Source organism: Desulforamulus putei DSM 12395, from assembly GCF_900129195.1.
Classification (GTDB): Bacteria; Bacillota; Desulfotomaculia; order Desulfotomaculales; family Desulfotomaculaceae; genus Desulfotomaculum; species Desulfotomaculum putei.
Genome location: NZ_FQUY01000034.1, coordinates 1 through 21,005, shown reverse-complemented (window position 1 = coordinate 21,005; position 21,005 = coordinate 1). Strand labels below are relative to the sequence as shown.

Here is a 21,005-nt window from a genome sequence, read left to right as displayed (position 1 = left end):
GCTATGACGGTAGGCTTCGGGGCAGGACAAGCTGCCCGGAGGCGTGCTGTTAAGCACCTATGTAACGAAATACTTTCCGGAAAAATCCGGTAAATGGTTCGGCTAAAATCTGCGGAACGGAAGGGTGTGGGGAAAAGTGCGCAAAGAGGCTTGTCCACAAAAAACCGACATTTTGGATAAGTATATAAATGCATATTTTTATTGTCGAATGAAGTTAGTAGACATTGCTTGCGTTCTTAATGTTTCCCCTGATGCGGTAGAAAAGGGCCTTAAAAGATTTGATATGGAGGCATATAGGAAAGAACGTGAATTACGTAAGGATCAAAACAAAATCAAAAGAAAAGAAAACGATAGAGTAAGAAAACAAAAGGAAAGAGAAAAAGAACCATCCTACCATCTTATTGCCAAGCGAATACTTAATGACCAAGAGGTCTTACATATTTTAAGACTTGCTATCAAAAAATTAATCTTAAAAGAAAAGTTAAAATCAGACAAAACTTTCAATGAGCAGATAATGTGCCTCCGTTATATTCCTTGCTTTAAAAACATCTTCCATCCCATTCCACAAGTTACTTCCCCTGACGTAGAATTGATTACTCAAAGAAATATTGAAAAGATTGTTAATTATGAGATTCGTGCTATGCGATCTGACCTAGTAGGAGTTCCAGGGCCGGCCATACTAGAAATACCAGGGTATCTAAGCAGTCATGATGTTCAATCTGCTTTAATATACGCCGAATTAGCTATTAAAACAGCAGGTTATGTGCCGACCGATGCTAGCGTAACAGATGTGCAAGACGGCATTATTAAAATTATTAGCCCGACTGAATTGAAAAAGTTAAGAGACACATATCTGGATGAAAGTATCTCTATGGCAAAAGTACCTGATCAACCCGCTCTGAGTGATTTATCCTATGAGCAGAAAGTAAAAAGAATAAAATCATGGCGGTCACAGGCCAGGGCGGCAGAAAGAGATGCATCTATTTGGAATGTAGGTGGAACTGGCAAAAAAGGTAAGGGCGGAGGCACAGTCAATATTGAAGAAAGACAAAAGTTTAGTGCAGTAAACGGTTATTAGGTTAATTTAAAAAAACAACAGTGCCCTGGTCATGTTAACCGGGGTGTTTCTTTTTCTAAGAGGAATTTTGGGGTGGTGAAATATTGAAAGATTTACACCTTTTCAGAGTTGGACATATATTTTGTGGCTCCGGTGGCGGGGCTATCGGGTTTGAGCAGGCAAAACAGGAGTACCGGGGGATTGCCGGAAGATTTGTTACAGTGGCCGGCATTGACAGCGATCCGGAAGCCTGCCAGGACTTTGAGGCATTGACCTATGGCCAGGCACATAGGATGGACCTTTTTAGCTACGACGATTATTCATTATTCCACGGCAAACAGCCGCCCAAGGGATTCAAGGAAGTCATGCCGGAGGATATTTTTGAAGTATTTGAAGGCAAAGCCCCGGATACTATTTTCACCTCACCGCCATGTAAAGGGTTTAGTGGGCTGTTGTCCAAGGCGGCCGCAGCCAGTGAAAAATACCAGGCCCTCAACAGACTGACCATCAGAGGTATTACCCTGGTACTGGAAGCTTTCAAACATGATCCCGTGGGTATTATCCTGTTCGAAAATGTCCCCCTGATCACATCCCGGGGCTCGGCTTTGTTATCGGAAATCAAACTGCTATTACAGAAATATGGATATCTATTTACTGAAAGTACACACTGCTGTGGAGAAATCGGAGGGTTGGGCCAACGAAGAAAGAGATACTTATTAATCGCCCGCCACCCGGCAAAGGTGCCGTCGTTCGTTTATGAACCAGAAAAACAACCTCTCAAAACAATTGGAGACATTATTGGCCACCTACCTATGCCGGACGACCCCGCCGGTGGCCCGATGCACCGTTTGCCCAGATTGGATATGATTACATGGATTCGCCTGGCATTAATACCTGCCGGTGGTGACTGGAGGGATTTGCAGCGCATAGCACCGGAAGAATACCGATTAGCGTATATCCCCCGGGGTGGTGGTTCCTACGGGGTTCAAAAATGGGACGATGTAAGCGATACGGTTATCGGACATGCAGGAGTGAGGGGGAGTAATAGTGCTGCGATCGCAGATCCGAGAGTGGGCTATTTATTGAACCATTCCCCGCGTGAGGGTGTTTATCGGATAATGAGGTTTGAAGAACCTTCTACTACAGTAACCGGAAGTGCGAAGGTAGGAAGGTCTAATGGGGCCAGCTGCATTGCTGATCCAAGACTGCCAAACCAATCAATAAAACGCTTCAGTAATAAAATGCAGATACATTCCTTTGATTCCTCAGCTGCAACAATTACCGGTACCCCCGATGTGCAGGCCGGTGCTCCCTCAGTGGCAGATCCGAGATTGGGTTGTAGCTGCCGGAATGGCAGTTATGGAGTCCAAAATTACGATGCTCCCGCAAAGACAGTCACAGGTGCAGATATCCATTCTGGTAGCGCTGCAGTAGCTGACAAGCTGTTGCCGGACATGAGCAGCCGGCCAGATCCGCCACCTATAATTATCGCCCCCGATGGTACATGGCACCGACCCTTGACAACTTACGAGTTAGCTATGCTCCAGGGGTTACCTACCCATATGAGAGATGGCAGGCCCTTGCAGTTGGCCGGAAAATCCGACGCACGATGGAGAGAACGGATCGGCAATATGGTGCCGCCACCGACAGCCGAAGCCATTGGGGAGGTGGATTTGAAGGTTAAGTTAATGTCCATCTTTGATGCTTGGGAATTGAGCCACAGCAAGATATGGGTGGTGCCGGTTAGTATTAACCCAGATGGACAAATAGAGAACAGGGCTTAAGTAATGCTAAACTCTACTTATTAGTAATACTTAGCAAAATAGTCCTACATCATTTTAGGATAATTTGCATATGAATTTTGGTGTTTGGTTCTATTCCACCAAAATCCCATCTTAGCTATTATAAACATATATTAATGATTATCATTGAAAGGTTGATGATGCATGTCAAGAAAGGACAATGAAATTGATAAATTTTTAAGGAAAATACTAAATATGCGTGTAGAAATTACAGTTGATAAAAAAGTTGATGATGATCCTACTTATTTTTATAACCAAGCTGTTTTGCTAGAGAATAGATGCGATACTGAAGAAAACTCTTATCATCTCTAAAACCAGAGATTAATTGATCTCTAGTACCGTGTTTATCACAAAAATGGTAACCATTATGGAAGTTGTAAATCCAAAGAAAAATTGGTTCAACTGCTAGTACCCCATAATTAATTACCTCTAACATCTTTAGTGAAATACTAGCGTCTTGAAGATTAACTGTTTCATTTTGCAAGGATTGTCCTAAACTTTCACAACCCCACAACAGACCGGATTTAATAGAGTTTCCGAATAATCTACACCCTAAAGGACGAACCGTATAAATAAGACAGGAATTATCATCTTCGAGAAAAGGACAAGGCACATTTTTCAACTTTCTAATAAATCTAGTTTTTTCTCGCTTAACTCTTCTAAAGGTTGATTCTTTGGTAAAATACTCCTTTGGCATTTTCTCGATAATACTACCGTATGTATTACCAAAACGGATTAATACCTCGTATTGTTTTTCTACTGGTAACTCAACAAGGAATTGGTATATAACTAACCATTCTATTCCTGTAACAATTACAGGGCTGTATGTGCAACATTCTTTGCATCCTTTTCTGCAGTTCCAATTAGGATAAAGAGCTTGAGTTTTTTCAATAGATTCCTCTGCGGTAGAATATAAGCTGAACAGATATTCAAGATGTTCTTTCGGCATAATACCCTCCTATTAATAATAGTTAGTAATAAATTCAGCGTCAGCAAATAAATTCCTACAAAATTTATTAAAAAATTCGTATAATATACATTTCTCGAACAAAAACAGCCCGGTTAGCCGGGTTTTTGCTTTTTATAGGGGGTTTAACTCATGAAAAATTGTTCGGGAAATATTTTAGATGATTTCTTAAAGGATATTTACTCCGGCGGTGCGGCCAGAAGTACATTGGATGCTTACCGGAAGGATATAGCATATTTCGCTAAATGGTACATGGATATGTCCAGTAAAGAACCCCACCCGTGGGATATAACCAGCATCGACCTCAGAGAGTACCAGGGATACATGCAGAACATTCAGGGCCTCAAGCCCGCCACGGTCAACCGCCGCATGGCCGCCCTGGAGAAATATATCAGGTGGGCTCACGAAAAAGGATATGTTGGCCGATTACCGGTATTTCCAAAGATCGTCAGGGAGCAGAAAACACCACCTAAAGCACTGGAACGGGTGGAACAGAATCGTCTTCTCAGGGAAGCTGAACGTCGTGGAAAGACCAGGGATATTGCTTTAATCCGGCTGATGATGAGTTGTGGCCTCCGGGTGAGTGAGGCAGTTTCCATCCGCCTGGTTGACCTGGACATCGGCGAACGTCACGGAACGGTTGCTATATTAGGAAAGGGTAACAAGTACCGGGAAGTGCCGGTACCGCCGGAAGCTCGGAAAGCTATTAGGGAATGGATGGCCGAGCGAACGAAAAGGTATCCGGATAGTGACTGGCTTTTTCCAAACCGAAATGGTGGTCATATCACAGCCAGAAACGCAGAGCAGGTGATCAAGAATATAGGGAAATTTGCCGGGCTTGATATCCACCCGCATGTTTTGCGCCACACAGCGGCAACCAACATGCTACGAACCGGCGCCGACCTAGTGACGGTAGCCCAGGTGCTTGGACATGCCAATCTGAATACAACAGCAATATATACGAAACCGGATAGAAAAACAATGATGGAGGCACTGGAAAAAGGGGAGATCTAAAGAAATTAACTGCACATTTGCTAAAGAATGCGTAATAAAGGCAGGTGATTAAAAATAAATGCAACCGTCTTAAAATACCCAGGTTCAAAGTGGAGATTAGCAGACTGGATAATTAGCTATATGCCACGGCACATTACTTATCTTGAGCCGTTTTTTGGCAGCGGGGCGGTATTTTTCAAGAAGTTGCCTTCAAAGGTAGAAACGATTAACGACATAGATGGCAATGTAGTAAATCTGTTCCGGGTAATCCGTGATCAACCAGAAGAATTGGCCAGATTAATCGAATGGACGCCCTGGGCAAGAGATGAATACAGGGCAAGTTTTGATCTTACTGGTGACCCTTTAGAGGATGCCAGACGTTTTTTGGTTCGCTGCTGGCAGGCATTTGGGCAAGTAACTACAAACAGCCGCGGCGGATGGCGCCACAGTGGTACAGATAAATTTAATCGCGCTCTTGAGTTGAGGAATGTCCCGGCCAACATATTTAAAGCTGCAGAACGTCTTAAAACAGTGCAGATAGAAAATAAACCAGCTATTGAATTAATTAAGAAATACAAAGCGGAACATGTGTTGATATATGCCGACCCTCCATATGTGTGGGGAACTAGAACTTTTAGACAGCATGGGCGTGCAACATATAAACACGAAATGACTGACGCTGATCACTTGGAACTGCTTGAGGCCCTTGACCAGCACCCAGGACCAGTATTGTTAAGTGGATATGCCTGTCCTCTCTATGATGAACGGTTGCAGCATTGGGCAAAGCGAACGGTTAAGGCATATGCGGAATGCGGTCGAGCTCGGGAGGAAGTGCTTTGGATTAACCCAGTTGCCGCTAAAGATGTAATGGCACCGAGGTTATTTTAATGAACATTACAACCATGATGCGAAAGAAAGGTGATAAGCAAATGGCAATAGGCATGATTATTGATGAAGAGACCACGGAATTGCAAGGTGATTTGATTCTGCTGGTATCCGTGGATAGGGCGAACGACACGTATGACGGCAAGATCAACGCCAACGAGAACATAGACGGGTTTGATTATTTGACACTTGCAAAGGCTGTTGTTGAGCAGTGCTATAAAAATGCAGTAGACCAAGGATTGGATAGAGTATTCATCAAGCAGATGTTGGTGGATATTGTTAAGAGCCTTTAGTTATACCCGCATCAATGTTTTGCAGCAAAGGGGTGAGTTTGATACAGATACCAAGTCACCTACAATGTGCTTATTGCGTTAGAAACTATACGCATGGTGGAGAATGCAGAAACCCTAAATACGATAGCAAAGGTTGCCTTGTTTTTAAAATGGACAACAAAGGGTGTATAAGGGAAGCAGATTTACAAATAGAAATACCTTTATATTTCGATTTTCCACCATTAGGTGTATGGACTGATTACTGGTCTCTAAATGGAGTAGATACTGAAATAAAGATAACAAAGATACATGCATTAAAATGGAATTCAAATAAAGGTGGCTTAATTGTTTATTGTAGGTGTGAGTATTACGAAAACGAATTTCATGAAAACTACGCCAAACCTAAGAAAAAGCCTAATCTAAAAATAATCAAGTGATAATGTAAGTGAACAGTAGCTAAAAAATGTGAAGGAGTGAAATTAATGAATGCTTCTGCAGTATTCCAATTAATCCCGGAATATATCAATTGTCCTAAATGCGGAAATGATCAAATAGGCAATGGGGAAGGAAAACTAATCGTATCAAGGGATATGTTTATAAGATCGTGCAAGTGTGGGTTTAAAATAACGCTCGATCAAAACGGTAAAGAAATCAACATAACAAAAAATCTTTACAGACTGAATGACGATGGTGTTGCCGAATGGGTTGTGGCAGAAACCAAGCAGCAAGCGTTTGAATTTGCCGACGAAATATGGGGTGGCATCGGGAGAGATGAATACCTGAAAGAATTTCTGGAAGATAACCCAGGAGCAACGTTTGAAGACTTTATTGACTACTTTGTTGTAGAGGAGGACATGGAAAGGCTACACACATTCTTTAAGGATAACGGAGATCGAGAAACAAAAACCGTCAGAGAATGGCTCGATGAGGTAACAGAAGTCCCAAGTTACTTCGGTTGTAGCGATTATTAGTTTTAGTTGATGTACATTTCATTCAAAAAGGAGAATAAGATGGATAAAATTAGTGAATCTATTGAAGCCATGGGGACGATGAAATTAGACAAAAGTATAAGTTTGGTATACGGAAAAGATATTGATTTGGCAATAAAATCACTAAAAAAACAGGTGCCTAAGAAACCCATAGACCAGTCAACATGGAAAGCATGTCCTACATGTAACCAGGGAATAGGTGTAAACAACAAGACTCCCAACCCAAAGGCAATAGCATATTGTTTTCATTGTGGTCAAAAATTGGATTGGGATTAGTTCACATTTCACCCATAATGCGAAAACCTACATTTGCAGTGTAGGTTTTTTTATTTTTAAGATTTGACAGACCAGAAGGGGGGTGAAAAGATGAAGAGGCTTAACCCTATAACAATTATTTTTATGATTACTTTTATAGCACTTACCTGTTTTACTGGAATAACTCTGGCGGCGGAATCAACCAGCACCATGCCGGATATAAGCACCGGTCTACCCATTGTAACTTCAGAACAATTCACCGCAAAAGCCAGCCGTATAGTAGCAGCCGTATATAAAGATGCCAGAGAGATTTCACCTATGTTAACGCTTGCGGTAATTACCGTTTGCGGTATCCTGAGTATTTTTTTCCAAAAGGCGCGTCAAATGATCCTTTGGGCGGTTGTTGGCATGCTATTAATCTTATGGGGTCCTCAATTAATTTCTTTAGTGCAAAATTACGCATCCAAATAAAAGTAATAGGGGGGAAAAAATTGTTAAAGAAAAATAATAAAAAAATATTGATTGTGATGCTTTTATTGTTAACCTTCTTCGTCACAGCTGCACCTTGCTTGGCAGAGACCACCGGGCCAGATATTGCGACCGGTTTAAACAGTGTCGATGCTAAAGCGCTGGCAGATAAGCTGCTAAAAATATTTATTGGCCTCGGCGCGTTGTCAGGTGTAATTGCTACAGCGATGCTTATTATCCTTGGATTTAAGTTGAAGACTGGTAAAGAGGAAACAAGAGCAAAAACTAAAGAGCATATAATGTATGTTTTTGTGGGAATGGGCGTAGTAGCGTTATCTGTTACAATTGTCGGTTTTGCAACCTTTTTAATTAAAGGATAAGTGAAGGAGATTAAATTAAGCTATGAGGGGATACCGGGAATACCGAGTGCCATTTTCCACTAGAGAAGAAACCCCTTTTATTTTTGGGGTCACAGTCAGAGAAATGGCCTGGATAGCCAGTGGTTTTTTGATAGGGGTGTTTTTTTCTTTTATAGCCTTTTTGATAATTGGACCAAAACTTCAAAATATCATCTTATGTCTGCCAATCATAATCCCCTTTATTTTCTTAGGTTTTTATCTGGGAAAAAAAACAGTTATAAGAGGTGATTATACGGAAAGTCTGGATAAATATTTTATCAAAAAAATCCGGTACAAAATAAAACCTCACAAATATGTAAATTTCCGGAGGTTTTTTTAAATGGGAGTTGCCTTATTGCTCATTGTCCTTGGCTTTATTGTTTTAGTCATGGCAGCATCTTTGGCAATGATTTGGTACATTAGTAAAAGTAACCGTAACTCAAGACAAATTAAAAGAATGAGCTATGATAATGAAACAACGGATGAAGCATCTGAATTAAAATCAAAAAAGCCAGACAAAAAATACCGCCACATTAGCGAGCTGATAAATGTAGAAATAGTTGAACCTGGAATATACTACGTTAATGGTAAATATCTCGGGCTGGCCCGCATCGAGGGAACTAACTTCTCTATCCTGTCAGACGGTGAAAGAGATGCAAGAGAAGAGATGTTAATTTCTATTCAAAGCCAGATAAAATACCCGGTGCAATACATCACCAGCACTATTGTGACTGATACAGACAAAGAAGTGGAAAAAGTACGTATGTATGCTGAAAAGACAAACAATCAACTAGTTGCTAATTACTGTCAACTATACATTTCGGAATTAGAAAATATGAAAAATGAACGCAGGGCTATGGCAAAGGTTTCCTGGATAGTTATCAGCGGCGAGGATAAAGAAGGTGCCCCTGGCACCCCGGCCCAGAGGATTCGGGAAAGAATGGCAATATTACAGGAAGCGTTTAGGTCAAGAGCTGGTATCATTATGACTCCGTTGCTCACAACGGAAGAAGTAGTTGATACCCTTCAACAGGTAATGCTGCCAGAGAAATTGACAAAGCCTTCCGAAGTGGCAAAACTGTGTATGCACCCAATTAAATTTAATATTAAAGAAATATTCGATTCACCAGCAGCAATTTCTACTTCTACCAACACCGGCCAATAACCGGTGTTTTTATTTTTTTGGGGGTGATTAATATAAAATTCATAAAATCCTGGTTTAAATCAAATCAAGAAAAAAAACAAATAATCAAACAAGGGCAGGTAATTTCAGAGTTATCCCAGTTATTTTCCCCTGACAGAATAGATGAGTATGAGGACCATATCCGGATAGACGATATGTACTGCCGGGTGTTGGTAATAGAAACCATGCCGGAATTCATCTGTTTTGGTTGGTTCGATGAAATAACCACAATTGCAGGGGTAACAGTGTCGGTAGTTTTACAGCCTTACAGCAAAAAAGAAGCAAACGATAAGATAGCACGAGAACAAGTTGCTATCGGGGCTGATTTACGGTTAGCGGTTAAACATGGTGATACAACCCGTATAGGTGCATTGGAAGCAAAATATGCTTTTTATTACAACTTCTTAACTGATTTACAGTTGGGGAGAAACAACCTTATTGCAGCCACTATTACGATTTTTATTACTGCGTCAAGCTATCAGGAACTTCTTTATAAATGTGCATTTATAAAAGATAAACTTGGCGTAACAAAAGCAGTAACTATGTACCACAGACAATTAGATGGTTTTCTTCATATGATGCCTTTTATTAACAACATAAATGAATATCACGACGTAGATGTAGCCAACGCAGCCTGCCTGTCTCCTTTAATATCATCGGACTTTACCCATCCCTCCGGGATTTGGTTTGGCGTTAACCAAAGCGGCAGTCCGGTATTTTTGGACTTATTTATCGGTGCACCACGTTTGTTTGGTCCACATATGTTTATCTGCGGCGGTACCCGGTCAGGTAAAAGTTACACCTTAAAAGGCACAACAGCCAGGTCCATTGCCCACGGCATATATGTGGTGATTATCGACCCGGAAGGTGAGTACAAAAAAATAGTACAAGCCCTGGGCGGGGTTATTATACGCTTTAAACCTAATATGGAATGTATGTTCAATATCTTTGATATTGAACCAGAAGAAGATGAAGAAACAGGTAAAAAATATTTAGATATTGCCGGTAAAGCAGAAGATGTTTGCCACTTAATAACCTCTTTAATCGAATCACAAACCGGCGAGAAAATTTCCGCTGAAGAAAGGGCATTAGCTGCTAAAGCCGTCAGAGAGGAATACCTGTCTCGGGGAATTAACGAAGACCCGGAAAGTATTTATCAGCCCGGTGGAAAGACAACAGAAGATGGTGCTGTCCATATCGGGAAAACGTATAAAGAAATGCCAACTATCTCCAGTTTTATTGAAAGACTGAAGACTATGGGGGCTGAAAAACTGGCTATCATGCTATATCCCTTCACCCGGGACGGCGGTATGGGATACTTTGACGGTCAGAGTATTGGTAAATTCTACGACAACCAATTGGTAGTCTTTGATGTATCAGGATTAAAGACCGAATTTCAGCGCATGTATGCCATGTTTGTGATGACCTCCTGGGCCTGGGAAAAGTTTGTTAAAAAAGACAGGAGTAAAAGAAAAAGACTCTTGGTTGATGAGGCCTGGCTAATGATGCGTCATGCCGATACCGCCAAGTTCCTGTCAGACCTGGCCCGCCGGGGAGCAAAATATAATACCTCACTGATGCTGGCTTCCCAAAGTTTCCGGGAATTTACCAGCGAAGAAGGAAAGGTAATTTTGGCTCAATGCAACACAAAGTTCTTCCTGAAAATGCACCCGAATGACGCAAAGAGTCTTACCGAGATATTTCACTTGCCGGCAGAAACAATAAAACGTATCGAAAGTTTCAGACAAGGGGAAGGAATTCTGCAGGCTAATATGGAGAGTGCTATTGTCAGATTTAGAGGATTACCTTTTGAAGAAAACTTTTTGAGATCTGATCCGGAAGCAGTTATAACTACTGCCGGGTAGGAAGGAGACGTCGGTAAAGTGATATCTTACGCCAACATCCTGAGGCATGCCATTAAGGCATCCGGCAAAACATTGCAGGAAATTTCAGAAGAATGCCGAAAAAGAGGGATATCTATAAGTAACAGCTACCTATCTCGCTTGCAGAATGGTTTCAAAAACCCGCCAAGGGAACAAATCAACAACGTACTAGCTCAAGTTCTCGGTGTTGACAGCGAGATTTTAAATGCCGCCGGCGCTGCTCAAAAAATCAAAAAAGCATACCCAAACCTAAAAATTAAACATAAAAAAAGGAGAGTGATTTGTTGAAGTGAAAAGGCTTGCCGTTGGATTATGTTTGGCCCTGGCCCTGAATTTTTCAGGTCTCCAATACAGTCATGCGGCATCTTCGCCGGAGTTTTATACCCTGGCAGAATATACTTTGCCACAAACAGAAGAAGCAGGTGGACAAGCTAATATTATACTTTCCGCAAAGCTGATAAACAACAAGGTTGTTAATCCGGGTGAAATATTTTCATACAATAAAACCGTAGGCCCGAGAACAATATCCAGAGGGTTTACTTATGGCTCGTCGGTAGCCTGGACAGGCCGGGGCTATCAATTGGTTCCCGATGTAGGAGGCGGTGTATGCCGTACTGCAACGGTGTTGCACCAAGCGGTTAAAAAAGCCGGCTTAACGCCGATAGAACGGCATAATCATTCCCTTGAAGTACCCTATGCCAAGCAGGGCGAAGATGCGGCCGTATGGTATGGAAAATGGGACTATAAATTCAAAAATACCCTGCCTTATCCGGTAAAAATTGTGGCCTATGCCGATTCAGAAAAGGTTGAGGTTAAAATCGAAGCATACTCGCCGGTTAAGGTTCAACTAAATGAACAGTTATTTAACAACAAAGCAGCACTCTTCTTTAAAGAAGGGACAACAATGATTTTCTGGCAGGACGCCAAAGATTTACTTAATTTGACGGCCGCAACAGACCCCCTGGGAACAGTCACTTTTGAAATACCGACAGAAAAAGAGGAAAACAAAAAATATCTTAAATTTGCAAATAACAGCAGTACGGCTATTCTTTCTGTAGTTTCCGGAGAAGCAACAGAAGAAACATTATTAAAGTTGCCGGCTGCAACAGAGGTAAAAGACGGGAATATGTATATTCCCCTGCGGACGGTATGTGAAGTAATGAATTATGATATTGCTTACAACGAACAAACTAACAAGTTGATTATCACTCAAAAAGGCGGTGAAGGAATTCAAAACTAAAATAATAGACCCTGTTCACGAGCTCATATTCTTGACTGCAGTCACTTCACTGCCGGTATTGGCGTTAATAATATTCTTAGCCAGGTGATCTTCAATTAAGAAGAAGGGGGGATTTTATAATGATGGCCCCGGCTCATATGGCGGCGGCGGGTTTAATTGCCCACGCCGCCTTCGGTTTGCCACCGTTAGCCACAGGTATTGCTGTTATAGCATCACTAATACCTGATATAGATACTCCTAGAAGTACCGTAGGTAGGTTGGTTCCTTTTGTAAGCTACCCATTATCTCTAGCCGGCCACCGTTCCATAACCCACTCCCTGGCAGGGGCTGTATTGCTGGCCATCCCGGTACTAATTGCACAGGAATATGCAAGCATGAATTTGCTGTTTCCTTTCTTGATAGGGTACCTGTCGCACCTGCTGTTAGACCTATTAACGCCCCAGGGGTGCCCGTTGCTGTGGCCACTGCCACTGCATATTAAAATCCCGCTGGTTGCAACGGGCGGGATACTTGAAATAATCATCACTGCCGCACTGGTTGTGTTTACAGTGAGCTTCGGAGCGTGGTAGACTTATGCATCCAACCATGTTTACTCTCAACCAGTGGCAGGTTATGATGTTCTGGTACGCTACCCTGACAACTATATGCGGTGGAATACTTCTTATGACAATAGTTAAGTCAGGGTATAAATACATGACATCAGCACTAAACCCCGGCATTAGGGTGTCGTTTATTGAAGACGTGCAGAGGATGTTTATAGCTATGCTGTTAATTGCTATGGTACCGGTATTTATCACGGTGTTGTCAGGCATAAATGATGGCTTTGTCTGGATCTGCGGCAAGCTGGTAAATTATTTCGTTGATAACCCGGGAACTAAGGAACCAGTTCTAAAAGAAGCAGCAGGCATGTTTGAAGCGGTAATTGCGGCACCTTTTAACGGGGTTATAAAGATTTTTAACGGGATATTTAATTTAAAAAGTATTGATAACTTGATTTTTAACGGAGCTACTAAAGTTTTTGGCGATAAGTTATTTGGTACAATTAACACCGGCAATGTTTTAGCTAATGCTGTGATTAACTCCTCGCTGGTAGGATTCGATATTTATTTCAACGCAGTATACACCATCCGCAAGTGGGTGATTACAGCTAATATAGTTGTCACTCCTATTATAGTCTGGGTATGGGTTTTTACTGCTCAACGTCAGGTGTTGGAAATCTGGGTAGCCGAAATAATCCAGACAATTTTCCTACAGTCTGCTCACGCCCTTTCCATTGGCATATTTATGAGTATAGCCGGGGCAACGGGCAGTGCCTTAAACATAAGCGGGCCTCTGGATACAAGTCTATTTGCCAGTGGGTTAATAAAAATTGGAGTATTTTTTGCCGGGTTTGCCGGTTCCATCTGTGTCGGTGTTGTTATTGTTATGGGTATAAGATTGATCTTGGCCAGCACAGAAAAAGAGCGAGAAGAAGCAAAATCAGGTTTAACCAAAGCCTTTATCGGGCTAATTATCTTAGGTTTATGCGTAGTTATCGCTTCTTTCCTGGCAACACTGTTTTCGGGCAGCTGGGGGGTGAAGTAGAAGGTGAGTAATAAAAAGAAAAAGGTTTTAGTTTCCATTCTTCTTGTTATATTACTGCTTCTATTAATTACTTCAAGCGCATTTGCGGCCGGCACAACAGAAAATGATTCAGACAAAGAAGATTCAGGCGGCATAACTGTTTGGGAAACCTTTTTTATGCTGCTGACTGTAATTCCGGTCAGTAAAATGCTAAGCTCAATCTTTATGAAACTGGTGGCCCGGGTTGGTACGGTGGATGAGGACAAGTGGGCCATGATTGGACTTGGCGCCATCGGTGCCACCATTGGTTTGATGAGGAAAGGAGGTACCACAGCTCTCGGAAAAGGTGGTTTTGGTGGTTTTTCGGGGGCTTCTGATGGAGGCGGGTCAGAAGGTTCGAGAGGGTCAGGAGGTTCGAGAGGGTCAGGAGGTTCGAGAGGTTCTGGCGGAGGTTATACAGGCTCGCCCGGGTCTACGCAGCCTTCCGTTCAACCTGGTTCTGTTGAAGCAAACACAACAAGCCAGCCATCAAATATTCCGGGAGTATCCTTAACGTCTTTTCCTCCATCTTCTAACACTAGTAATACTGGAAATACAGCCAATGCGACAGCAGGTCAAACGGGCAACCAAAATACACCGCCAGCACAGCAAAATAACGATATTCCGGAAGTAGGCCAGCGAGGTCTTAATGATATACTTAAAATTTCCGGACAAACTGGTTCTACAGCAGCTGGTGTAATGGCTAAGGTTGGTGCAGCTTCAGCTTTTGCTGTGCCGGAAGTAGCCCCGGTTACGGCCGGCATTTATGCTGCTACAGCTAAAGGAATTGCCGGAACAACATCAGCAGCTGGTCACTTGGCCAGGGAAGTGTTGGCTAGGAACAAACAAAACAACCAATCCTGGGGTAAAAGCCTGATGCAGATTACAGGAACTAATAACATGGTAACAGCTGTTACAAAAGCAGGTACAGCTATAGCTTTGTCACCCTTTGGCAGCCGAGTAGCCAGTTTTGGAACCAGCATGCTGGATAAAGTTTCCAAAAGACCGGCGATACTGTCCAGAGGGTAAGGAATGAATTAATTTCTTTGGCAGCAAACAAAGCAAACGTAGCGAATAAGACAGTAGAAAAAGTATTAACTGCAATCTTTGAAAGCATTCAAGAAGCCCTTAAAAAGGGAGAAAAAATTCAATTAACCGGTTTCGGTACCTTTGAGGCTAAACCTCGGAAAGCCAGAGAAGGACGCAACCCGCAAACAGGCGAGGTTATACAAATACCGGCGACTATAGTGCCGGTATTTAAGCCTGGAAAGGTTTTAAAGGATGCCGTTGTTAATTTGTCCGTATCCGTATAAGTAGTAATGCGTTATAGCCCGGCTCATTGTAGCCGGGTTTTTGCCTTTTAAAGAGGTGATACATAGTGCTGAAATATATCCTACATAGACCAAACGAAAGAGAAAAAACAGGTTGGTGTAAAAAATGAACACCGACCAACTGGAGAAAGAAGCGTTAAAATATGGTAAAGGGTTGGGGAAATTAACATTCAGGTTGTTATTTAAACTGATCAAGCCTTTTTTGCCGATAATTCTTATTATAATTCTGATCTTTTTTATGCTTTTAGCACTTATAGCAGGTGTATATTCTGCCTTCCCTAACACAAGTGGAGATAATAAAAAATCTCCCATTTTGGCCGGGGTGTTTGAAGACAAAGCAAAAGACAAGGAATTAAGAGACAGATATTATAAGCTCTGCGACAAATACAACGTTATAGACACCTGGGCAGTCAATGACGATCCCATTGGCCCGGAGGACGGCAGTATTTATGAAGCATCAAGCGATCGCCCTTTTTATCCTGGTACAAAAGGGGAATATGTGGGTGAGCTTGTAGATTCTAATGGTCAAGATAAAAGACTAAAACTTCTCTGGGGTCAAGTACATGCGGCAACTCTGTACAACACATATGCTAACAGCCTGTCGCAAATTACCGCACAACTACAGGAAAAAACAGCAAAGGATTTACACCCGTACTTTTACTATAAAAAATCAAAGGTTATCACCACTACCACAGAAGATGAAGGCAATACAGAAACCACTGTCAGTATTGTCTATCTGCTGGTTGAAGCATATACCATCCAGGGGCATTACCAATACCATTACCGGTGGAAAACATATCACTACGAAAAAAGCAGTGTTACCCTGGAAGAATTAACGGATATTAAACAAGTACTTCCCAACAGATGGCAGAGGCTAGAAAACTGGATAAAGGATGAATATAAACTTAATGACAAGCCGGAGGATTTAGCCCTTGCCCGTACAGCGGTTTGGGAAGCCGGCCAGGGGTTTGATGCCCGCACAGAGTGGCTTAATTGGCTTTTAAATAACCATCTTTCCGGTCAATATATTTCTCAAGCTATGATACCGCCGGAATTGATACCTATGTTCAAGGAAGCCGAAGAAAAATTCGGTATTCCCTGGTGGTTTTTAGCAGCCGTGGCATACAAAGAATCATCCTTTAACCCGCAAGCAGAAAATAAAGCTACCGGTTGCTACGGGTTAATGCAAATTGCACCGGACAACTGGCCGGTATACGCCAGAAGATTAGGGTTTGATCCTGATTTAGATAAAGACAACCCCCGGTCTCAGATATTTGTCGGAGCTTACATGTTAAAGGAAATGGGTCTTAAAAACATAAATTGGAACGGCGAATGGAAGGAACAAACCCTGGATGTGTTGGCCTTTTACGGCGGTTTCAGGGGAAAAGACGCCAGAGAAAGATGCCGGGAAGAATATGCGTCAAAAATATGGGAATTTGCTGAGATGTTTCGAGTTGGCGGCGTTAGATGGCCGACACCTGGTTATACAACTATTACATCATCATTTGGTTGGAGAGATCACCCGATTACAGGTAAAAGAACGTTTCACGAAGGTATTGACATCGGGGCGCCGGAGGGAGCAACGGTAATTTCTGCTTCAAAAGGACAAGTTACTTTTGCCGGCTGGGATAAACCTAATAACCATAAGAAGGGTTACGGGTTATATATTACCATCAGAGACGAAAACCACCTGTATCTTTACGGACACCTTAGTGCCATATATGTAAAAACAGGGGATCAAGTAAATGTTGGAGATATAATAGGTGCTGTTGGCAATACGGGGTCTTCAACAGCAGCACACCTGCATTTTGAGGTAAGAGGATTATCATTAGGCGGAGGGTCAGGACAGCCTATTGATCCGTTGCTGGTATTAAGAAATGCAGAAAATAATTAAGAAAGGAGTATTTTGTTGAGTATGCTAAATAAAAAAGCAAAAATAGTGAAGGCAGGTCTAACTCACACCCCACGTTTATTGGGTTCGCATGTATTTGCCTGCGCTGCCACAGGGTCAGGGATGAGTTACACAGCTAAATATATTGCAGCCAGGTCTATTGCCAACGGTATGTATACGGTAATCATCGACCCGGAAAGTGAGTATAGGAAAATTAATAAGTAATTCACGATGTCGCGTGTAAAACCTCGCTCCTATTTGGGGCTTTTGGTGCGCATTAATAATAACACACTCATATAACCGCCTTTAGCGGTTTTCTTTTTTTAGAGGTGAATTTTTATGAAAATACTGCTGGCCACCGGTTTGGCAGATATTGATGAAAGTCTTCGAGAAATATTCCATAAAAACAGCACAGACGATAGCGAAATAGCACAAATGGTTAATAGTTTTGTACAAAAAAACGTAAATAACGGTGATAATTACTTCTTCCTGCATCAGGAAGCCATTCTACTAGGTTGTCTTTTATCCTTTTCAAGGGCCTGCCCACAAGAAAGCCAAACAGCGATCAAAGATCTCTTAGCTTTTTGCAGTAAAGAACAACTGGAAGAAAAGTTTACTAAAGCCTATCAAGCAGGGAAGATCAATTATACTGTTTATGATTTATGGAAAATGGTTTCTTCCAGTAAGGTATTTGATTGTACCGTTATGGGGCTTTGGTCAAAAATAGTATAGAATTAGTTTTAAAAGAATAACCGCCATGATGACGGTTATTCTTTTAAAACGGAATTTCAAGACTTGGGCATAATTACCATGTTAGTATCTTTTCTATTAGGATTAATAGGGGTAATAGGAAAAATTACAGTTCTTATATGGCTAAGCCAGTTATTGTGGTTTGCAGTAACAATATATATCATAATTACCTACCGCCAAAGAGAAGAAAAACTTCAGCAAAATGGAAGATTAACCACCCTTGAAAGGGTGGTTTTATTTTGAGGTGAATTATTATGCGCATTCTTCTTGCAGCTGGTGCCTCGGAAAATGTTGACGTTAACGAGGGACTTAGAAAAATACTACAACAAAATAATCTTGAAGTGGCAGGAGACTGTTACAGCGCAGATGTATTAGTAAATGTTGCCCAACAATTAAGCGCTGATACCGTCATTATATCTATCCTCTTAGGCGACCAAGATATTCTGGTGGGGGTAATTAAAACCCTGCGGGAAAGAGGAATTAGGATTATTGTTCTCCCGGGTGATATCGAACATGAAGAAACCCGGCAGTTTGTTGCAAAGATTATTCCATTCGGGGTGTATGATCTGGTTTTTGATGAAGTAAAACCAGAAATGATTCTACAAAGACTTCATAACCCGGCTGCGCTAGGGGATATACCTGAGTTTTTGGTTAATGCAGCTATGGCAAAACAAAAATTAAGCATGGAAATATCAGCTCATGCGGAGAAGGTTGTTGCGGAAGCAGAAATAATAAAACAAAAGGATAAATCAAACGGGCGAAAATTAAATCTTTTTAACTTCATAAATCTTAATAATAAAATAAAAAATGAAAAGCTGGATAATAAAAATAAAACAAGCTGGCATGAAAGATTTATAAACCCCAAAAAAACAGATGAAAAAATTAACGAAAACATAGAAACAACGACTATAAAAACTAAAGAAACAGTTGATTCTCCCAAACTTAAAACGACTGATAAAATTCCAACAACAGTTCTTGGTTTAGGAAACCAAAACCTCAACGAATGGTTTAAAAACACCTTTTCGCACACAGCGGAAATTGTTTTAGCTGCCTCATCTCCCGAGGAATTTCGGACAGCAGTACAGGAAAACCAACCGGACATTGCTGTTATAATGCGGGCCGGGCCAACCGGCGGGCTTCCTTATGCTGATGAATTGGCTGTTTTTTCCTGCCAATATACCCGGTACGTCATATTCATCGCCGGGGAGCTGGATGATGAAGGCAAAATAATGGCTGAGACAGTAAAAAAAGCCGGCGGCAAGGTGCTGTCCTGTCCGCCGGGGGAAACCATATCAGGGGAAGAGTTGGTACTGCTCATCCAGAACACCATTAATGAGACAATCTATGAAGATGAGCAGGAAGAAGAAATTATATACGGCAATGAAAAAACCCGTGGTTCCGCAGAAAATTTTCTGCAAAGCATATCCCAGGTGACGGATATATTAAAAAAAGCCGTACCCCGCAGGACAGAAACAGAGGAATTGCCCATCAATACCGCCCGTATTCCAAAACACCCATCTGCTATTACAGCAGGGGGTGTTTTGCTTATAGTAAGCCCCTGGCGGCCGGGCCTGGCGGGAAGAATAGCGGCCAGTGCCGCCAAAATATTCAGCGAAGGAGGGGGTGAAACTGCTGTCATCTGTGCATCAGGACGCAGTACCGCCGCGTCCTGGCTTGGCGTGACAGATGAAGAACTCATCTTATCAGACTGGCGGGTGCCGGGCAGTCAGATCCCGGTTGATAGGGGAAATATAAAAATCTGGGCCGTTGACCCGGCCAAGTCCCTGCACATGAACATAAAAGAAGACCTGCCGTATATCCTGAAGGAAGCCAGAAATAAAGCCAATTACACTGTCATTGACTTCGGGGAGGACATAGACCTGGCCCAATCCTATATCCATCAAAAGGAGGCTGTGCTTCTCTGCGTGGTTCCCGGCAGTGACCCGGTGGAACAGAAAACGTCTTTAATCTGGCTAAAGAGAACACTGGGGAAAAAAGACAATATTGTCATTGGTTTTGACCTGCGTGAACAGGGACGAATACCGGAGGGTGTTTCAAGCAAACTTACCATCACAACCAGTCCGGAAGAAGCCCTGCAGAACGCCTTAAAGAAAAACCTGGATCAATATATCTGGAATGAGGTGATAAGTTGAAAAAACTAAAAAAATACCTCCATATCGTGCTGGCTGTGGCTTTAGCTGCAGGAGCTGGGTTGTCTGCCTGGTACTTTATCAATAGCAATACCCCGACACAAAAAGTAGTAATAACACAAGGGAAATTACCCTCTGGCACCATTCTTAACAGTTCAAATATCAGTACCAAACTGGTATCTAAATCAGCTATACCGCCGGGAGCTATTACCAACCCGGATGAAGTAATAGGCAAAACTCTGAACATCCCGGTTCTGAGTAATGAAATCCTGCAAAAAGACCATGTGGCAGCAGGCATAGGCAGTTTGGCGGCAAGACTGGCATCTGTTGCCCCGGGTAAAGTGGCCGTAGACCTGCCCCAGGAAACCGCCCAGGGTCTAAAGGGGTTGGAAGTGGGCGATAAAGTTAATGTTTACGGGGAAATAGGAGTTTCCACCGGCGACGGTAAGGCTGCAACCATGGTAGAAAAAGTCGCCAGCAATGCCATTGTTCTTTTTGCTCCAACCAACCAAGATATGCGCCCTGATAAAAGCGGCGCTATCATCATAGCTTGTGACCCTTCGGAAGAACAGAAAATCGCCCAGGTATTAACAGGGGGTAAAAAAGTAACTCTGTTCCTCCAGCAGGAGGTGAAGTAGAGGATGTTCTTAGGACTTGCTAATATATTTAACCTTTTTAAATTTAAAAAGAAAAAAGAAGTAGAAGAAGCCCCTGTTTTATGGGGTGCAGCGGTTCCCAAACTGCAGGAATATCAAGAAGAATTAGTAACTTTATATAACATCCCTGTAAGCCCACAGGCTATTCCTGGGCGGGGGAAAATATGGGTGGTGCAGTCGCCGGAAGGCGGGGACGGTTCCACCACGGTAGCCACCAACCTGGCAGCACTGCT

26 protein-coding genes are annotated in these 21,005 nt (G+C 42.3%); 25 read left to right on the top strand and 1 reads right to left on the bottom strand.

Going from position 1 to position 21,005, the window contains the following annotated elements:
- The first annotated feature begins 136 nt into the window (after positions 1 to 136).
- Together BUB67_RS14680 and BUB67_RS14675 are read left to right on the top strand one after the other, a co-directional pair.
- Positions 137 to 1,078, top strand: coding sequence for a hypothetical protein (locus BUB67_RS14680; RefSeq protein WP_073240148.1), 942 nt, complete (start codon positions 137 to 139; stop codon positions 1,076 to 1,078).
- A gap of 83 nt (positions 1,079 to 1,161) precedes the next feature.
- The gene (locus BUB67_RS14675) at positions 1,162 to 2,841 is read left to right on the top strand and encodes a DNA cytosine methyltransferase (RefSeq protein WP_238457080.1); all 1,680 of its coding nucleotides are present in this window, start codon (positions 1,162 to 1,164) and stop codon (positions 2,839 to 2,841) included.
- Positions 2,842 to 3,097: 256 nt separating this feature from the next.
- Here the strand turns inward: BUB67_RS14675 and BUB67_RS14670 are convergent, their stop codons facing one another.
- On the bottom strand, positions 3,098 to 3,808 hold the full coding sequence (locus BUB67_RS14670) for a YkgJ family cysteine cluster protein (protein WP_073240146.1): 711 nt from the start codon (positions 3,806 to 3,808) through the stop codon (positions 3,098 to 3,100).
- Positions 3,809 to 3,958: 150 nt separating this feature from the next.
- Between BUB67_RS14670 and BUB67_RS14665 the strand changes: the two genes are divergently transcribed.
- The 23 genes from BUB67_RS14665 to BUB67_RS14555 form a co-directional block, all read left to right on the top strand.
- On the top strand, positions 3,959 to 4,840 hold the full coding sequence (locus BUB67_RS14665; RefSeq protein ID WP_073240145.1) for a tyrosine-type recombinase/integrase: 882 nt from the start codon (positions 3,959 to 3,961) through the stop codon (positions 4,838 to 4,840).
- Positions 4,841 to 4,960: 120 nt separating this feature from the next.
- Positions 4,961 to 5,707, top strand: a complete 747-nt coding sequence (locus BUB67_RS14660) for a DNA adenine methylase (RefSeq protein ID WP_084127763.1) — start codon at positions 4,961 to 4,963, stop codon at positions 5,705 to 5,707.
- Positions 5,707 to 5,997, top strand: coding sequence for a hypothetical protein (locus BUB67_RS14655; RefSeq protein ID WP_073240143.1), 291 nt, complete (start codon positions 5,707 to 5,709; stop codon positions 5,995 to 5,997). The genes BUB67_RS14660 and BUB67_RS14655 overlap by 1 nt, the downstream gene beginning before the upstream one ends.
- Positions 5,998 to 6,035: 38 nt before the next feature.
- Positions 6,036 to 6,413 carry a hypothetical protein gene (locus BUB67_RS14650; protein ID WP_238457079.1) on the top strand — a complete coding sequence of 126 codons (378 nt, stop codon included), beginning with the start codon at positions 6,036 to 6,038 and terminating at the stop codon, positions 6,411 to 6,413.
- 45 nt (positions 6,414 to 6,458) lie between these two features.
- Positions 6,459 to 6,947 (top strand): DUF3797 domain-containing protein, encoded by a 489-nt coding sequence (locus BUB67_RS17345; RefSeq protein ID WP_073240141.1) that lies wholly within the window; start codon positions 6,459 to 6,461, stop codon positions 6,945 to 6,947.
- Positions 6,948 to 6,986: 39 nt separating this feature from the next.
- Positions 6,987 to 7,241 carry a hypothetical protein gene (locus BUB67_RS14640; protein WP_073240140.1) on the top strand — a complete coding sequence of 85 codons (255 nt, stop codon included), beginning with the start codon at positions 6,987 to 6,989 and terminating at the stop codon, positions 7,239 to 7,241.
- 90 nt (positions 7,242 to 7,331) lie between these two features.
- A complete protein-coding gene (locus BUB67_RS14635; RefSeq protein WP_073240139.1) occupies positions 7,332 to 7,691 on the top strand; it encodes a hypothetical protein in 360 nt (119 codons plus the stop codon).
- A gap of 20 nt (positions 7,692 to 7,711) precedes the next feature.
- On the top strand, positions 7,712 to 8,068 hold the full coding sequence (locus tag BUB67_RS14630; RefSeq protein WP_073240138.1) for a TrbC/VirB2 family protein: 357 nt from the start codon (positions 7,712 to 7,714) through the stop codon (positions 8,066 to 8,068).
- A gap of 22 nt (positions 8,069 to 8,090) precedes the next feature.
- Positions 8,091 to 8,426 (top strand): PrgI family mobile element protein, encoded by a 336-nt coding sequence (locus BUB67_RS17480; RefSeq protein ID WP_073240137.1) that lies wholly within the window; start codon positions 8,091 to 8,093, stop codon positions 8,424 to 8,426.
- Positions 8,427 to 9,251: a hypothetical protein gene (locus BUB67_RS14620; RefSeq protein WP_073240136.1), complete on the top strand. Its 825-nt coding sequence runs from the start codon at positions 8,427 to 8,429 to the stop codon at positions 9,249 to 9,251.
- Positions 9,252 to 9,274: 23 nt separating this feature from the next.
- Complete coding sequence (locus tag BUB67_RS14615) at positions 9,275 to 11,134, top strand: VirB4 family type IV secretion system protein (RefSeq protein ID WP_073240149.1); 1,860 nt, start codon at positions 9,275 to 9,277, stop codon at positions 11,132 to 11,134.
- Between the two features lie 18 nt (positions 11,135 to 11,152).
- Complete coding sequence (locus tag BUB67_RS14610) at positions 11,153 to 11,440, top strand: helix-turn-helix domain-containing protein (protein WP_073240135.1); 288 nt, start codon at positions 11,153 to 11,155, stop codon at positions 11,438 to 11,440.
- 1 nt (position 11,441) lies between these two features.
- Positions 11,442 to 12,392: a VanW family protein gene (locus BUB67_RS14605; protein ID WP_073240134.1), complete on the top strand. Its 951-nt coding sequence runs from the start codon at positions 11,442 to 11,444 to the stop codon at positions 12,390 to 12,392.
- A gap of 119 nt (positions 12,393 to 12,511) precedes the next feature.
- Positions 12,512 to 12,961, top strand: coding sequence for a metal-dependent hydrolase (locus tag BUB67_RS14600; RefSeq protein WP_073240133.1), 450 nt, complete (start codon positions 12,512 to 12,514; stop codon positions 12,959 to 12,961).
- A 193-nt stretch (positions 12,962 to 13,154) separates the two neighbouring features.
- Positions 13,155 to 13,976 carry a hypothetical protein gene (locus BUB67_RS14595; protein WP_073240132.1) on the top strand — a complete coding sequence of 274 codons (822 nt, stop codon included), beginning with the start codon at positions 13,155 to 13,157 and terminating at the stop codon, positions 13,974 to 13,976.
- A 3-nt stretch (positions 13,977 to 13,979) separates the two neighbouring features.
- Complete coding sequence (locus BUB67_RS14590; protein WP_073240131.1) at positions 13,980 to 15,023, top strand: RodZ family helix-turn-helix domain-containing protein; 1,044 nt, start codon at positions 13,980 to 13,982, stop codon at positions 15,021 to 15,023.
- Between the two features lie 11 nt (positions 15,024 to 15,034).
- Positions 15,035 to 15,307, top strand: a complete 273-nt coding sequence (locus BUB67_RS14585) for an HU family DNA-binding protein (protein ID WP_073240130.1) — start codon at positions 15,035 to 15,037, stop codon at positions 15,305 to 15,307.
- A 193-nt stretch (positions 15,308 to 15,500) separates the two neighbouring features.
- The gene (locus BUB67_RS14580) at positions 15,501 to 17,219 is read left to right on the top strand and encodes a M23 family metallopeptidase (protein ID WP_238457077.1); all 1,719 of its coding nucleotides are present in this window, start codon (positions 15,501 to 15,503) and stop codon (positions 17,217 to 17,219) included.
- 21 nt (positions 17,220 to 17,240) lie between these two features.
- On the top strand, positions 17,241 to 17,441 hold the full coding sequence (locus BUB67_RS14575) for a helicase HerA domain-containing protein (RefSeq protein WP_143157105.1): 201 nt from the start codon (positions 17,241 to 17,243) through the stop codon (positions 17,439 to 17,441).
- Between the two features lie 114 nt (positions 17,442 to 17,555).
- Positions 17,556 to 17,948 (top strand): hypothetical protein, encoded by a 393-nt coding sequence (locus BUB67_RS14570; protein WP_073240127.1) that lies wholly within the window; start codon positions 17,556 to 17,558, stop codon positions 17,946 to 17,948.
- Positions 17,949 to 18,220: 272 nt separating this feature from the next.
- Complete coding sequence (locus tag BUB67_RS14565; protein ID WP_073240126.1) at positions 18,221 to 20,119, top strand: ANTAR domain-containing protein; 1,899 nt, start codon at positions 18,221 to 18,223, stop codon at positions 20,117 to 20,119.
- Positions 20,116 to 20,754: an SAF domain-containing protein gene (locus tag BUB67_RS14560; RefSeq protein ID WP_073240125.1), complete on the top strand. Its 639-nt coding sequence runs from the start codon at positions 20,116 to 20,118 to the stop codon at positions 20,752 to 20,754. Before BUB67_RS14565 ends, BUB67_RS14560 begins: the two co-directional genes overlap by 4 nt.
- A gap of 3 nt (positions 20,755 to 20,757) precedes the next feature.
- Positions 20,758 to 21,005: hypothetical protein (locus BUB67_RS14555; RefSeq protein ID WP_200798186.1), on the top strand; the 248-nt coding region annotated here is incomplete at its 3' end.